The organism is uncultured Corynebacterium sp. (assembly GCF_937999985.1).
Classification (GTDB): Bacteria; Actinomycetota; Actinomycetes; order Mycobacteriales; family Mycobacteriaceae; genus Corynebacterium.
The window spans coordinates 1-14,231 of sequence record NZ_CALLDG010000133.1; the positions used below are offsets into that span (position 1 = coordinate 1).

The 14,231-nt window shown below is 66.0% G+C and carries 15 protein-coding genes and 2 pseudogenes; 3 read left to right on the forward strand and 14 right to left on the reverse strand.

The window, feature by feature from the left end; translation table 11 throughout:
- From Q0331_RS06295 to hisD, 10 genes and pseudogenes are all read right to left on the reverse strand, one after another.
- Positions 1-528, reverse strand: a pseudogene (locus tag Q0331_RS06295) (anthranilate synthase component I); the annotation flags it as partial.
- A 1-nt stretch (position 529) separates the two neighbouring features.
- Complete coding sequence (gene hisI / locus Q0331_RS06300; RefSeq protein ID WP_298075591.1) at positions 530-913, reverse strand: phosphoribosyl-AMP cyclohydrolase; 384 nt, start codon at positions 911-913, stop codon at positions 530-532.
- The gene (hisF, locus tag Q0331_RS06305) at positions 910-1,692 is read right to left on the reverse strand and encodes an imidazole glycerol phosphate synthase subunit HisF (protein WP_070489063.1); all 783 of its coding nucleotides are present in this window, start codon (positions 1,690-1,692) and stop codon (positions 910-912) included. Before hisF ends, hisI begins: the two co-directional genes overlap by 4 nt.
- Positions 1,689-2,666, reverse strand: a complete 978-nt coding sequence (locus tag Q0331_RS06310) for an inositol monophosphatase (protein WP_298075592.1) — start codon at positions 2,664-2,666, stop codon at positions 1,689-1,691. Before Q0331_RS06310 ends, hisF begins: the two co-directional genes overlap by 4 nt.
- Positions 2,666-3,454, reverse strand: coding sequence for a bifunctional 1-(5-phosphoribosyl)-5-((5-phosphoribosylamino)methylideneamino)imidazole-4-carboxamide isomerase/phosphoribosylanthranilate isomerase PriA (gene priA, locus Q0331_RS06315; protein WP_298075593.1), 789 nt, complete (start codon positions 3,452-3,454; stop codon positions 2,666-2,668). The genes Q0331_RS06310 and priA overlap by 1 nt, the downstream gene beginning before the upstream one ends.
- Positions 3,455-3,523: 69 nt before the next feature.
- On the reverse strand, positions 3,524-4,237 hold the full coding sequence (hisH, locus tag Q0331_RS06320) for an imidazole glycerol phosphate synthase subunit HisH (RefSeq protein WP_298075594.1): 714 nt from the start codon (positions 4,235-4,237) through the stop codon (positions 3,524-3,526).
- Positions 4,238-4,248: 11 nt separating this feature from the next.
- A complete protein-coding gene (locus Q0331_RS06325) occupies positions 4,249-5,598 on the reverse strand; it encodes an MFS transporter (RefSeq protein WP_298075595.1) in 1,350 nt (449 codons plus the stop codon).
- Entirely contained in the window at positions 5,598-6,212 is a 615-nt protein-coding gene (gene hisB / locus Q0331_RS06330; RefSeq protein WP_005295849.1) for an imidazoleglycerol-phosphate dehydratase HisB, read from the reverse strand. Before hisB ends, Q0331_RS06325 begins: the two co-directional genes overlap by 1 nt.
- 84 nt (positions 6,213-6,296) lie before the next feature.
- Entirely contained in the window at positions 6,297-7,418 is a 1,122-nt protein-coding gene (locus Q0331_RS06335) for a histidinol-phosphate transaminase (protein ID WP_298075596.1), read from the reverse strand.
- A gap of 3 nt (positions 7,419-7,421) precedes the next feature.
- Complete coding sequence (gene hisD, locus Q0331_RS06340) at positions 7,422-8,789, reverse strand: histidinol dehydrogenase (RefSeq protein WP_298075597.1); 1,368 nt, start codon at positions 8,787-8,789, stop codon at positions 7,422-7,424.
- Positions 8,790-8,862: 73 nt separating this feature from the next.
- Between hisD and Q0331_RS06345 the strand changes: the two genes are divergently transcribed.
- Positions 8,863-10,131, forward strand: a complete 1,269-nt coding sequence (locus Q0331_RS06345; protein WP_298075598.1) for a hypothetical protein — start codon at positions 8,863-8,865, stop codon at positions 10,129-10,131.
- Positions 10,132-10,144: 13 nt separating this feature from the next.
- Here Q0331_RS06345 and nadC read toward each other — a convergent pair whose 3' ends face one another.
- Genes nadC through Q0331_RS06365 form a run of 4 tightly spaced genes read right to left on the reverse strand, consistent with a single transcriptional unit; the run spans position 10,145 to position 13,217 of the window.
- A complete protein-coding gene (gene nadC, locus Q0331_RS06350) occupies positions 10,145-11,065 on the reverse strand; it encodes a carboxylating nicotinate-nucleotide diphosphorylase (protein WP_298075599.1) in 921 nt (306 codons plus the stop codon).
- A 2-nt stretch (positions 11,066-11,067) separates the two neighbouring features.
- Positions 11,068-12,096 carry a quinolinate synthase NadA gene (nadA, locus tag Q0331_RS06355; RefSeq protein WP_255721312.1) on the reverse strand — a complete coding sequence of 343 codons (1,029 nt, stop codon included), beginning with the start codon at positions 12,094-12,096 and terminating at the stop codon, positions 11,068-11,070.
- Positions 12,097-12,130: 34 nt separating this feature from the next.
- A complete protein-coding gene (locus Q0331_RS06360) occupies positions 12,131-12,640 on the reverse strand; it encodes a hypothetical protein (RefSeq protein ID WP_298075600.1) in 510 nt (169 codons plus the stop codon).
- Between the two features lie 10 nt (positions 12,641-12,650).
- On the reverse strand, positions 12,651-13,217 hold the full coding sequence (locus Q0331_RS06365) for a hypothetical protein (protein WP_298075601.1): 567 nt from the start codon (positions 13,215-13,217) through the stop codon (positions 12,651-12,653).
- Positions 13,218-13,284: 67 nt separating this feature from the next.
- On the opposite strand from Q0331_RS06365, the gene Q0331_RS06370 reads away from it, so the two are divergent.
- Both Q0331_RS06370 and Q0331_RS06375 read left to right on the forward strand, forming a co-directional pair.
- A complete protein-coding gene (locus tag Q0331_RS06370; protein WP_298075602.1) occupies positions 13,285-13,836 on the forward strand; it encodes a TetR family transcriptional regulator in 552 nt (183 codons plus the stop codon).
- A gap of 10 nt (positions 13,837-13,846) precedes the next feature.
- Positions 13,847-14,231 (forward strand): annotated as a pseudogene (locus Q0331_RS06375) (glycogen debranching enzyme); the annotation flags it as partial.

Sequence of the window (14,231 nt, forward strand, 5' to 3'; positions counted from 1 at the left end):
GACGGCCATGTCCTCCACCAGCAGCTGCACCATGTCGGGAATGTTCAGGTCGTCGGTGCAGGTGTCCGGCACATTCTCGATGTAGCGGATCATGTCGTAGCCCATGTAGCCCACCAGGCCGCTAGTCAGCGGCGGCAACCCCGGCATCGGGGCGGTCTGCAGGTGTGCCAACGTGTTGCGGATTGCATCCAGCGGGTCGGTGCCTGCGGGAATATCCACCGGAGGCTGGCCGATCCAGCGTGCCGCGCCGCCGTCCACACTGTCCTTGGCTGTCAGGGCGCAGCGGGCTCCGGTGCCGATGAAGGAGTAGCGATCCCACGACTGGCCGTGCGCCGCCGATTCCAGCAGGAACGTGCCGGGCCGGCCGTCGGCGAGCTTCCGGTAGGCGGACAGGGCGGTCTCTCCGTCGGCGAGCACCTTGCGAACCACGGGCACCACGCGGTGCTTTGCCGCAAGCTCGCGGAAAGTCTCAAGGCTTGTCAGGTCGCCGATGGACTTACTGGAAGTGTTGTCACCCATGTCTGACATGTTAGGCCAAGCGGTCGGCGTCAAAACAAGTGCGGTCGCCGGTGTGGCAGGCCGCGCCAGTCTGCTCAATCTTCAGCAGCACCGTGTCGCCGTCGCAATCCAGACGCACTTCCTCGACGCGCTGTGTGTGGCCGCTGGTCTCGCCTTTAATCCAATAGGACTGGCGGGACCGGGACCAGTAGGTGCCCTTCTTGGTGGCCAGGGTGTGGGCCAGGGCGTGGTCGTTCATCCACGCCATCATCAGTACGTCGCCGTTGGTGATGTCTTGGACGATGGCGGGGACTAAGCCGTCAGCGTTGAAGCGGACGCGCTCGGCGATGGCGGGGTCTAGCTCGTAGGTTGCCGGGTCTGTGTTGGGGCCTGTCTTGGAGTTTGTTGCGCTCACAGTCGTACCTCGTAACCCGCATCGGCCAGGGCCTGCTTGACCTCGCGGATCTCCACCTCGCCGAAGTGGAAGATGGAGGCCGCCAGCACGGCATCCGCGCCTGCCTCCACGGCGGGCGGGAAGTGCTCCGGGGCGCCCGCGCCACCAGAGGCGATGACGGGGATGGAGACGGCCTTGCGCACGGCCTGCAGCATCTCGATGTCGAAGCCGGCCTTGGTGCCGTCCCCGTCCATGGAGTTCAGCAGAATCTCCCCCACGCCCAGCTCCTCGCCCTTGCGAGCCCACTCGATGGCATCTAGCCCGGCGGACTTGGTGCCGCCGTGGGTGGTGACCTCAAAGCCGGAGGGGTACTTGTCCGCCTCCGCGGGATCCTTTACGCGGCGCGCGTCCACGGACAGGACGATGCATTGCGCGCCGAAACGCTGGGATAGCTCGCGCAGCAGCTCGGGGCGGGCGACTGCCGAGGAATTGACGCTGACTTTGTCCGCACCGGCGCGCAGCAGGGCGTCCACGTCCTCCTCGCTGCGCACTCCCCCGCCGACAGTCAGCGGGATGAACACCTGGTCGGCGGTGTGACGCACGACGTCCAGCATGGTGCCGCGGCCGTCCTTGGAGGCGGATACGTCCAGGAAGGTCAGCTCGTCGGCGCCCAGCGCGTCGTAGCGCTTGGCCAGCTCCACGGGGTCGCCAGCGTCGCGCAGGCCCTCGAAGTTCACGCCCTTGACAACGCGGCCGTTGTCCACGTCCAGGCACGGGATAACGCGCACGGTAACGCTCATCGGATGCCTCCTCGGTCGCGAATCTCCTGGGCGTTGCGGGCGGCGGTGCCGATCGGCACAGCCTGAATGTGCTGCAGGAGGGTGGCGTGCACCTCTGGCTCGCCTGCGACCAGGCCGGAAACGCCGGGACGCCACGGGTTACCAGCGAAGTCGGTGGCAATGCCACCGTTTTCCTCCACGGCGAGGATTCCCGCCGCGTTGTCCCACAGGTTGGGGCTGAAGGTGACAGTGCCGCCGAACACCCCGGCGGCGGTGAAAGCCAGGTCGATTCCCACCGAGCCGGTGACGCGCATGCGCGGGTAGGACTTGCCGATCTCGTTCAGCATGTCCTGGCGGTAAGAAATCGGCAGGTTACCGCGTCGCTGCGACAGGATGGAACCGAAGCTGATTTGGGTTACGCCTGGATCCGATGGCGGCATGGCGCGGGCCGGGTGGCCGTCCACCAGCAGCCCCTCGCCCCGGCGGGCGGTGATGCGCTTGCCCAGCAGCGGCATCTCGGTGACGGAGACCATGGTCTGCCCCTGGTGCACCAGGGAAACCAGGATGCAGGCAAAAGGATTGCCCACCGCGTAGTTGGCGGTGCCGTCGATGGGGTCCACCACCCAGAAGGTTTCCGGCAGTTCCTGGTCCCCGGCTTCGAGAGACTTACGGCGCGGGCCGTCCAGGCCGTCCGCCATCGCGTCGTTGGGGTTCGGCTCGGTGATGTTCTCTCCCGGGATCTCGCCGGGGCGCACCGTGCCGAACTCCTCGCCGTGCACGGGCAGGCCGGTGTATTGCGTCAGCAGCGTGCGCAGCTGGCGCTCGACGCTTAAGTCCGCCTCGGTGGCGAAGTCGCCGGGAGACTTGATGACCTCCGGCTCCGCGCCGACGGCAGCGGTAAACGTCGTCTCGGCTTCGTCCACCGCCGCCTCGGCGATGGCCAGCAACGAGCGGGTATCCAGTTCCTCCGGTGACAGTCCGTGGAAAGCTGTCATTAGCTGTCGCTCCCCCTTGCCACTTCCTGGGCCGCTTCCTGGGCCGCTTCCAGGGCCTCCTCCAGGGTGAACTTGCCCGCGTATAGTGCCTTGCCCACGATCGCGGAGTCCACGCCCTCGTGTACCACGGCAGCCAACGCGCGGATGTCGTCCAGGCTGGAGATTCCGCCGGAGGCCACAACCGGCGCGTCGGTGGCAGCCGCCACCTCACGCAGCAGATCGATGTTCGGGCCGTTCAGCATGCCGTCACGGCTGACGTCGGTAACCACCAGGCGGGAAACGCCCTGGGAATCCAGGCGCTCCAGCACCTCCCACAGCTCGCCGCCGTCAGACGTCCAGCCGCGGCCGCGCAGGCGCCATTCGCCATCGATCTCCCGGGTATCCAGGCCGATGGCTACCTTGTCGCCGTAACGGGAGATAACGGACTCGCACCAGTCCGGGTCCTCCAACGCTGCGGTGCCGATGTTTACGCGGCGGCAGCCGGTGGACAGGGCGCGCTCCAGCGACTCGTCGTCGCGGATGCCGCCGGATAGCTCCACGTTCACGTCCAGCTGGCCGGTGACCTCCTTGAGCAGTTCGAAGTTGCTGCCCCGGCCGAAGGCTGCGTCGAGGTCCACCAGGTGGATCCACTCCGCGCCCGCGTTCTGCCAGGCCAGGGCGGCCTCGATCGGTGCTCCGTAGCTGGTTTCCGTGCCCGCCGCGCCCTGTACTAGGCGGACGGCCTGGCCGTCGGCTACGTCGACGGCGGGAAGCAGGGTCAGGGCACGGGAATTATCAGTAGAAGCCATAGGGAGAATCCTAACGTGTATCGAGGCCGGCGAAGATTAAATCAAAGAAAACTAGTGCTATTTCTAGAGCTAGAGCGTGTTCACCCAATTCTGCAGCAGCTTAAGCCCTGCCTCGCCGGACTTCTCTGGGTGGAACTGTGTAGCCCATAGCGGACCATTTTCCACGGCTGCGACGAAGCGGCTGCGGCCGTGGGTCGCCCAGTGCACCAGCGGCGGCTCGGTGCGCCCATCGGTTAGCAGTTCCCACTCCTGCACACCATAGGAGTGGACGAAGTAGAAACGCTCGGACTCCTTGATCCCGGCGAACATCTTCGTCGGTTCGGCAGCGGGCTTGCCCAGCGCGCTAGCCGACGAGCCATCACCGACCTCCACGGTGTTCCACCCCATGTGCGGCAGCACGTCGGCATCCAGTTTCTCCACGGTGCCGGGCCACTCGCCCATGCCCTCCGTGAAGGCACCTTCTTCCGTGCCTTCCGCGAACTCCACTCCCCGGGCGAAGAGAATCTGCATGCCCACGCAGATGCCCAGCACCGGACGCCCGCCCGCCAGTCGCTGGCCGATCAGACGGTCCCCGTACACGCTGTGCAGCTGCTGCATGCACGCGCTGTAGGCGCCCACGCCCGGCACCAGCAGCCCGTCGGCCCGCTGTACCGTCTCCGGGTCGCGGGTCACCTCAACCTCGGCACCCGCTCTTTCAACCGCTCGCTGGGCGGAGCGTACGTTTCCGCTGCCGTAGTCCAGGAGGGCGACATGTGGGCGTCGAGAAGAAAGAGAAGAATTCATAATTGGTTATCCTAGCCGGACTTACCTGGGCGCAGTTCACGCCGTCGCACTCGACGCAATGTTTCGCGCACATTGCCGTACTCGGCGACGCGGTGACGCCCCACAATCCGGTCGAGGATAGCCACCACAAAGCCGAACGCGGCGACCACCCCGGCGGTAATGAAGGCCCCCTGGTAGGTGAGCGCACCGGCCACAAAGCCCAGCAGGATCGCGCCCACGCCGGTGCCGCCGTCGAAGGTCATGTTCCACAGCGCCGAGGCCTTGGCGGACTCGGCTCTGGGCAGGCGGTCAAAGAGCATCAATAGCGCCTCGGTCTGGTTGATGCCGAAACCCGCGCCGAAGAACGCAGCCGACAGCAGTGACCAGAGCAGCAACAGCCCGCCCGTGGGGTGCACGGCCAGCATGATGGCTGCGGAGGCCAAGCCCACCACGCACAGCACGAGACCCAGCGCGTTCAGGCGCCCCGGCTCGCCCACGCGGTCGGCGTACCAACCGCTGAACAGGCGGGACCCGATCTGCATCAGGCCCACTACGCTCAGCGCCAGGCCGGAGATAGTGGCGGCCACTGCCGCGTCGATCTCGCCGGCGGCGGGCGCCAGGAACGTGCTGAACCCGGCGAAGCCCACGGCAGCCGCGCCGATGGAAAGCCCCGGCACGGTAGCCAGCTTCCACGTGGCTACGCGCGGAGCCTCCGGCGTGTAGTCCGTCTGCGAGGTTGCGTTGTCGGGAATATCGGCGGCCACACCGGGCGAGTTCTCGCGCTCGACCTTCGGCAACTGCAGCGCAGCCAGGGCACCCACCGCCGAGTACAGCGCCGCGGCCAAGCACACTCCGGCCAGGCCGAAGCTGCCGTAGAGCCACATGCCCAGCGGGAAGCTAATCAGCTGCGTCACGCCCACCGTCGCACCGAACACGCCTGACGAGCGTCCCACCAGGCGCGGTGGCACCAGCTCCGCGATCAGCGCGGCCTCCGTCACCGTCACCGCACCGAAGCCCACGCCACGCACGGCGGCGATGGCCAGCACCGTCACCGCGGACATGTCGGCCACGTACACCAACGCTGGGAAGCCCAGCAACAGCGCGGCGCCCAGCATCACGGGCGCATAGCCCACGGCGCGCAGCAGGCGAGGGGTGAAAGCCTGCGTCAGAACGGTAGCGGCCATGAACACGCCCGTGGACAGGCCCGCCACGCTATCGGTTCCGCCCCCATCGATCACGGCCAGGGGGATGACCGGCAGGAGTAGCGCCCAGCCACCGAACGCACAGAAGACCGACACCAGTGTGGCAATAAGGCCGGGGGCCTTCCACACGGAATCGATCTTTTCTAGTTCTTCAATGGTCAGCGCCTTCGGGCGCGCCATTACAGAGTTCCCTTGGTCGACGGAACCCCGCCCACGCGCGGGTCGTCCTCCACCGCGGCGCGCAGCGCGCGGGCCACGGCCTTGAATTCTGCCTCGGTGATGTGGTGCGGGTCGCGGCCGTACAGGCAGCGCACGTGCAGGGCAATGCGCGAGTTCAGCGCCAGAGTCTCGAAGAAGTGCTGGTTGATGACGGTGGCGTAGTGCCCTCCGATCACCGCGCTGAGCATCTGCTCCGGCTCCCCCACGCCCACGTAGTACGGGCGACCCGATACGTCCACGGCGGCGTGCGCCAGCGTCTCGTCCATCGGGATGAAAGCATCGCCGAAGCGGCGGATCCCCGCCTTGTCGCCCAGCGCCTGCGCCAGGGCCTGCCCCATGACGATGGCGGTGTCCTCGACGGTGTGGTGCGCGTCGATCTCCACATCACCGCGGGCGTGCACCTTCAGGTCGAAGGAGCCGTGTGCGCCGAGGGCGGTCAGCATGTGGTCGAAGAACGGCACGCCTGTGTCGATGTCGGTCTTGCCGGTGCCGTCCAGGTTCCACTCGACCTGGATGTCTGATTCTTTGGTGGCGCGCTGGGCCTTCCCGATGCGCGGGGTGGGGTTCGTGGCCACGGTGGCTTTGCACCTACCTCTCTGGTCTCTCTGGGATCTCTGGTCCCATTCTCTAAAAGCTCTTGAAACGTCTGTCTAATGTGTCTAATCGTCCATCATCTTGGCGGCGGCGGCAAGGAACGCATCGTTTTCCTCCGGCAGCCCAACGGTCGCGCGCAGCCAGCCGGCCACGCCGACGTCGCGAATCAGCACCTCCTGGTCCAGGAAGCGCTGCCACACCGTGGCCGAATCGCCGACGTGTTCAAAGCCGCCGAAGAACACGAAGTTCGAGTGCGAGTCGATCACGTCGTAGCCCAGCTCGCGCAGTCGGGCAACCACCCGGTCGCGCTCCTGGCGCAGCTTCTCCACCGTCTGCAGCGTGGCTGCGGAGTGCTCCAGCGCCACCTCCGCCGCCGCCTGCGACAGGGTCGCCAGATGATATGGCAGGCGCACCAGCATCACGGCCTCGATAAACGCCGGGTGAGCCACGAAGTAGCCCAGCCGGCCACCGGCGAAGTCGAAGGCCTTGGACATAGTGCGGGAGACCACCAGCTTGGTCGGGTACTGCTCCAGCAGCCCCACCGCACTTGGCTCGTCGGAGAACTCCGCGTAGGCCTCGTCCACAATCACGATGCCGGGAGCTGCCTGCAGGATCCGCTCGATGTCGGCCAGCGGCGTGCTGTTGCCGGTGGGGTTGTTGGGCGTCGTAATGAAGATAACGTTCGGCTGGCTCTCGTCGATGGCGGCAACTGCCTCGTCGACGTCGATGTCGAAGCGGTTCTCGGCGCGGCGTTCGACCGAAATGAAATCCGTTTGTGTGCCTGCCGCCAGGATCGGGTGCATGGAGTAGCTCGGCACAAAGCCCATCGCGCTGCGCCCGGGGCCACCAAATGCCTGCAGGAGCTGCTGCAATACCTCGTTGGAACCGTTGGCTGCCCATACCTGTTCTTTAGTGACGCCCACACCCGTCTGCTGGCTCACGTACGCCGCTAGGGCCTCGCGCAGCCCCACTGCGTCGCGGTCGGGATAGCGGTTCAGCTGCTTGCCCAGCTCCGCCACGCGGCGGGCGATGCCCTCGACAATCTCCGGCGACGGCGGATAGGGGTTTTCGTTGGTGTTGAGCTGGTTGGCTACGGAAAGCTGTGGGGCTCCGTAGGCGGACTTGCCGCGCAGCTCTTCGCGCAGCGGCAGGTCGGCCAGGGAGATCTGGTTGTTCTGCTCGACCATGGTCTAGGCCTCCGTTCCGTTGGTGTTTGCGGTGTTGGTGCGTGCTGTGTTTGTACGTGCACTGATGGCTTCGCCGTGCGCGGGCAGCCCCTCGGACTTAGACAGGGTGATCACCGTGTCGGCCACGCCCCGCAGGCCTTCCTCGTTGTAGTCGATGACGTGCACGGACTTCAGGAAAGTCAGCGTGGAAAGTCCCGAGGAGTGCCGCGCCGTGCCGGAGGTCGGCAGCACGTGGTTGGAGCCCGCGGCGTAGTCGCCCAGCGGTACGGGGCTGAAGCGGCCAATGAAGATCGCCCCGGCGTTGGTGATCTGCGCTGCAACCGCGTGGGAATCCTCAGTGTGGATCTCCAGGTGCTCGGCGCCGTAGGCGTTCGCCGCGCGGATGCCCGCAGCGATGCCGTCCACCAACACCACGCCGGACTGCTGTCCGTTGAGGGCCTCGGCGACGCGCTCGGAGTTTTCGGTGATGTGATAGCGCTCGTTCATCTCCGCCACCACCTCGTCGGCCAGCTTCACACTGTCCGTGATCAGCACAGAGGCCGCCATCGTGTCGTGCTCTGCCTGACTAATCAGGTCGTAGGCGATCTCCACCGCGTTGGCGCTCTCGTCGGCCAGCACAGCGATCTCGGTCGGCCCGGCCTCGGAGTCGATACCCACCACAGAGCGGCACAGCCGCTTGGCGGCGGTGACGAAGATGTTGCCCGGGCCGGTCACCATATCCACCGGCTCCAGCTCCTCGCCGCCGTCCGCGGTGGAGCCGTGCGCGAGCAGCGCCACGGCCTGCGCACCACCGACGGCCCAGACCTCATCCACGCCCAACAGTTTGCAGGCAGCCAGCACGGTCGGGTGCGGCCAGCCACCCTCCTGCGGCGGGGAGGCCACCACGAGGGACTCCACCCCAGCCTCCTGGGCCGGCACGACGTTCATGATCACGCTCGACGGGTACACCGCGTTGCCGCCCGGCGCGTATAGACCCACGCGCTGGACGGGGATGAAACGCTCGGTCACAATGCCGCCCGGTGCGACCTCCACCTGATTGTCTTCAGGTCGGATGGCGGAGTGGAATGCACGCACCCGCTTGATGGCCTCTTCGAGTGCTGCGATCACATCGTCGGCCAAAGTCCCCACGGCGGCGTCAATAACCTCTGCAGGAACCCGCACCGAATCCGGGGTCACGCCATCGAAGCGCTGCCCAATCTCCAGCGCCGCGCGTGCCCCGCCCTCGCGCACCTGGTCGACGATCGGTGCGACGGTGGGGATCACCGAGTCCACGTCCGTTCCCCCGCGCGGCAGCCGATGGCGCAGCTCAGCGGTAGTCGGGGCCTGTCCCCGCAGATCGATCCGGCTAAAGTCCAGCTGGGCGCTAGTCATCGTGTACGCAGCTTCCTTACTGATTAATACTGAATAATTATGTGCGGTTATGTACTGGGCTAGAGTTTACGCCATGGCCCAGACACTCCATTCACTGCTCCGGGACAGCCGCGTCGCCGCCCAATCGGGTGCTTCCGCCGCGACTAGTTGGCGCCTGGCCAGCGACTTCGCTCGGCAGTACTGGCTGGCCACTCCCGACGAGGTGCCGGACGAGCTGGTGGGCGAGTTCTACAGCATGCGGGCCAGCGCCGCGGATCACCTGGGTTTCGCCGACGAGGCCATCGCCGCCTTGCGAGATCTGCGGGCGTGGGCGCGCAGTAATGACGATCACGCGCTGGCGCTGGAGGCTTTGGCGCTGCTGGCGCACCAGTCGCTGACTCTGGAGGAGCGCCCCAGCACCTTGGCCGAGCTACATTCGCCGCGCGAGATGTTGGCGCAGCTGGCGCAGGGCTTCGCGGACTTTCGCCTGGATCCGGATTCCCCCACCCTCGCCGAAGCTCCGCACATCACCCACCGCGACCTGCCCAGGTCGATCGCCGCGCGGTTGACCTCGGCCGCCACGACGGGCTTTGCGGTGGCCACGAATCTTTCTGATTCTTCCGATGACGCCGATGGGGGCGCTGATAATGACGCCACAGCCTTCGACTTCGCCGACACCTTTGCCCAACTCGTGCGGAGGTTCGGCTCGAAGCCCCCGAGCACGGCCGACCGGCAGCTGTGGTTCGCCCAGGAGGCCTGGTTCCGCGGGCGGCGCGAGGAGGCCTACGACCGGGTGACGGCGCTGATTGACCGGCTGGAGGAGGATTCTCTGCTGGGCGGCAATACAGACGCGCAGATAGTTTCCCTCTACGAGGCGCACGACATGCTGGCGCACTTCGAAATGTTCCGCGCCACCGAAAGTGTCAGCGATGATTCCTCCCTGGCCGCCGTGGCGGATCATTGGAAGGAGTGCGCGCGCCTGGCCGGGAAGCTGGACGCGGAAGTGATCGCCCTGCAGTGCGCGGGCCTGGCGGCGATGGCCCTGCTCGGCGAGGGGCGCGAGGGCGAGGCCTGGGAGCTCGCCAGCGCGGAGCTGGCCGCCACGGAGGGGTGCCCCCTGTCCCCCGCCATCCTGAACCTGCGCTACACCCTGGCGGAAGCAGCTTTGAACTGCGGGCTTTTTGATGAAGCCCTGGCGAATGCGCGCCTGGTGGCGGAGTGGTCGGAGTTCAGCGCCGACGACGAACGCACCATCGGCGGCTACTCCATGGCCTTGGTCGCAGCCACGGAGCTGGGCTACGCGGACATAGCCGCAGAACTCGACGAGCGCCGACGCGCGGCGCTGGAACGCTGGGAATCCTAAGCGGCCAAGAACTCTAGTCCAGGCCGATGTCCAGCGCCCGCACGCTGTGAGTCAGCCCGCCCACGGCCACGGACTCCACGCCCGCGGCGGCGTAGTCCCCGGCGACGTCCAGAGTGAGCCCGCCGGAGGATTCCAGCAGCACCTGCGGGGCCAACTCGTCGCGCAGCTCCACGGCCTTACGCGTGTCCTCCACCGTGAAGTTATCCAGCAGCACCTGCGGCGGGTGAGCCTTGCCCTCCGCCAGCAGGTCGGAGAGTTGGTCCAGGGTATCCACCTCGACCTCTACCCACGTGGTGGCGTCCTCCCCCAAGAAATCCCGCACCCGCGCGTACGCCTCAGCGGCGCTCGAGAGCTCCACGTGGTTGTCCTTGACCATCACCTGGTCACCCAGGTTGTAGCGGTGCGGGTACCCACCACCGTGGACGATCGCGCGCTTTTCCAGCATGCGCATGCCGGGCAGGGTCTTGCGGGAATCGCGGACTTTGCAGCCACGCGGGCTGGTGGCCGTGGCCTCGACCGCATCGACCCATGCGCGGGTCTGCGTAGCGATGCCGGAGGCGTGGCTCAGGATGTTCAGCAGAGTGCGCTCGAGCATGAGAATGTGCTGGATTTTGCCCTCCACCCGGGCAATCTCGGCCCCGACCTCCACGCGGTCACCGTCGGCGACCAGCGGGACGAGCTCCACGTGCCGCTCGTCGGCGACCTCTACGACGATGGACAGCGCATCCAGCCCGCTGATCACGCCGGCCTGGCGGGCGCGCATAACCTTTGCACCAGTGGCGTCGGCGGGCACGGTCGCCAGAGTGCTGACGTCCGCGCCGTCGCCGAAGTCCTCCTCCAACGCGACCTTCGCCATGCGCAGATATGCTGCGCGGATGCGGGTGGGATCGGTCAGCTGTGCCGGGTAGGGAAGTTCCACTGCTTGCTGTTCCACGCCTACTCCCCGCTTCCCGGGTTGCCGATGGCGATCATGCGCTCCACGGAACGGCGGGCCGCTGCGGCGGTCTCTTCGTCCACCGTCACCTCGTCCTCGCCCAGCGCCAGGCAGCGCAGCAGGGCCGCCGGAGTGATCATCTTCATGTACGTGCAGGCCGCCCGGTCGTTCACGGCGCGGAAATCTACCTCGGGGTTGGCCTGGCGCAGCTGGTGCAGCATCCCGACCTCGGTGGCGACCAGCACGGTGGACTGGTTGGTGGACTTGGCCTGCGAGATCATGTCGCCGGTGGAGAGCATCTTCACCCGCTCCGGCTCCACGATGCCCTCGCCCGCCAGGTAGATGGCGGAGTTGGCGCAGCCGCACTCCGGGTGGATAAACAGGTCCGCAGTCGGGTTGTCGTGCGCCTGCTGGCTCAGCTCCTGGCCGGAGATGCCGGCGTGCACGTGGCACTCGCCCGCCCAGACGTGGATGTTGTCCCGCCCGGTCTCGCGGCGCACGTGCGCGCCGAGGAACTGGTCGGGGCCGAACAGCACCTCTTGGTCCTCCGGCAAGCTGGCAACCACGTCCACCGCGTTGGAGCTGGTGCAGCAGATGTCCGTCAGCGCCTTCACATCGGCGGTAGTATTCACGTAGCTGACCACCACGGCCCCCGGGTGCTCGGCCTTCCACTCGCGCAGCTCGTCGGCGCTAAGGGAATCGGCCAGGGAGCACCCCGCATTGGCGTCAGGAATAAGAACAGTCTTTTCCGGCGACAGGATCTTCGCCGTCTCGGCCATAAAGTGCACGCCGCAGAAGACGATCACGTCGGCGTCCGTCTCCGCCGCGATGCGCGACAGCGCGAGGGAATCGCCAGTGTGGTCGGCAATGTCCTGGATCTCCGGCAGCTGGTAGTTATGCGCCAGGATCAGCGCATTCTTTTCTTCCTTCAGCCGGCGGACTTCCGCGGCCCACTCGTCGGTGGAGATGCTGTCCGGCATGGTCCAGAGGCCATCCACGCGAGTGATACTCTCTATGGTTTTGTTTAGCATTCCCCCACTTTAGTCCCTAGCAGCACTTTTCTACCTAATCCTCAAAGTCCTCCGGGTCGGCGAAAGTCGCCGCCATCCAGTAGACAATCAACGCCAGCGCCGGAGCCACGACCATCCCTACCGAGGGGCCCGCGGCGTCAAGAATGTGGAAGACATCTCCCGCCTGCGGGTGCTCCGGGAGCGGGTCGGCGTGCAGCCTTTCGGCCACGCTGACGCCCACTGCCCAGGCCGCCACGGCGCCCCACAGCACAGCAAGGGTGGTCCACAGCATCATCAGCAGCCCCCGCATGCGCGTGCGAAACGCCCACAGCGCCACCGCGATGCCACCCAGCGCCGTCAGCGCCACGTAGTAGGTAAACCCGCGGAACGAGGCATCCTCGGTTCCCGGCGCGATGTCCGCACCGCCGCCGGCGGCCACCACTAGCTCGGAGGTCGGGTGGATCACACCCCACAGCACTCCCAGCAGCAGGAAACTCACCAGGGTAATAAAGAGGACCTGCGCCGCCTCCCCGATCGGGCGGGGGATCTTAAAAGTTCTGCTCAATTCGCTAGACCTACTCGCCATCCTGGGTTTCCGCGGTTTCTGGCATGCCCACGGCGTGACAGAACTTCCACTTCTCGTCCTCGCGCTTGAAATACATGCGGTTGGAGTCCTCGCGCTCGGCCTCGGAGATGGTGACCGTGGCGTGTGCGTTGTCGCCCTCGGCCATCACTTCCTGAATGTCGGTGATATTCGGGGTGCGGCCTGGCTGCTCGTCGAAGTTGCCCTGCCCGGCGGAGGCATCGGCCTGTTCGCGCGCCGCTTCCTCGCCGCCCTGCTGCTCGATGTCGGCTCGGCAGGTGTTGTCGATGGTCCAGTGCAGGTACTCGTCCATGGGGCGGGCACCGTTGCTCAGCCCGTGCAGCAGGTCGACGATCTGCTGCTTGTCTTCGTCGCTAGCCGGGGTTTCATAAACCGGCCCTTCGGGCATCGCTTCTTCAGCGTGGTCAGCTTGGTCGGCCTGGCTAGCTTCGTGCGCTGGACTCGACTCGCCGCTGTTTTCTCCGTCGTCGGATCCGCACGCCGTGAGTGCGAGGGGCAGGGTGCACAAGGCGGCTAGGCATGTCTTCCGAATCTTCATGTCGCTCACCCTACGGCAATGTAGTCCACTACCCTTGGACACCGTGCAGTTAAACCGCAAGAAAATCGTGAGTACCGCAGTCGACATCCTGCAGCAGTACGGCCTGGCCGACCTCACGATGCGGCGGCTCGCCCGCGCCCTCGACGTTGCCCCTGGTGCCCTGTACTGGCATTTCCCCAACAAGCAGGCGCTTTTGGGAGGTATTGCCGAGTCAATTCTCACTGCGGTACCTGCCCGCCCCGGAAGTGCGACGGATTATTGTTCTTTTCTTTTTGACGCCCTCACCTCCCTGCGCGATGGTGCCGACATCACGCTGGCAGCGGTGGCCAGCGGGACGCTTGACCGGGACTTAGCCGAAGAGCTCAGTGCAGAGCTGGATGCAGAGCTTAGCCACGAGGGTGCCTGCAGCGCGTTGGACGGCGCGAAGCTCCTCCTGCGCTTTGTTTTCGGTTCTGTGCTGGAACTCCAGGCACGCCAAAGCGTCGCCATGAATTTGGGGGCACCAACGGGCAAACAAGAGCAGGAACAAGAACAGGTACAAGGCGCGCATTCCGAGGCTCGCGCACGTCAGGAAGTAGTGCTGGGAGTAGAAACAATACTGCGCGGTTTTAGCCGTTAGAATGGAGCCCATGACTTTCGGACTGTCAGATAAAAGTGGATTGCGTGCGCCCGGCGAACCTATGATCGGGTGGCCTGGAAAGCCCTACCCCCTTGGCGCCACTTTCGACGGCAACGGCACCAACTTTGCCCTATTTACAGAGGTTGCGGAATCGGTCGAGCTCTGTCTCTTCGACAGCCAGGGTGCGGAGACCCGGGTGAAGATGGAGGAGGTCGACGCTGACATCTGGCACTGTTACCTCCCCGGCATCGTCCCCGGCCAGCGCTATGGCTACCGAGTCGACGGCCCGTGGGACCCCGCGCGTGGCCTGCGCTGCGATCCCTCCAAGCTACTGATGGACCCCTACGGAAAATCCTTCGACGGCGCCTTCGACGGCGATGCCTCCCTGTTTAGCT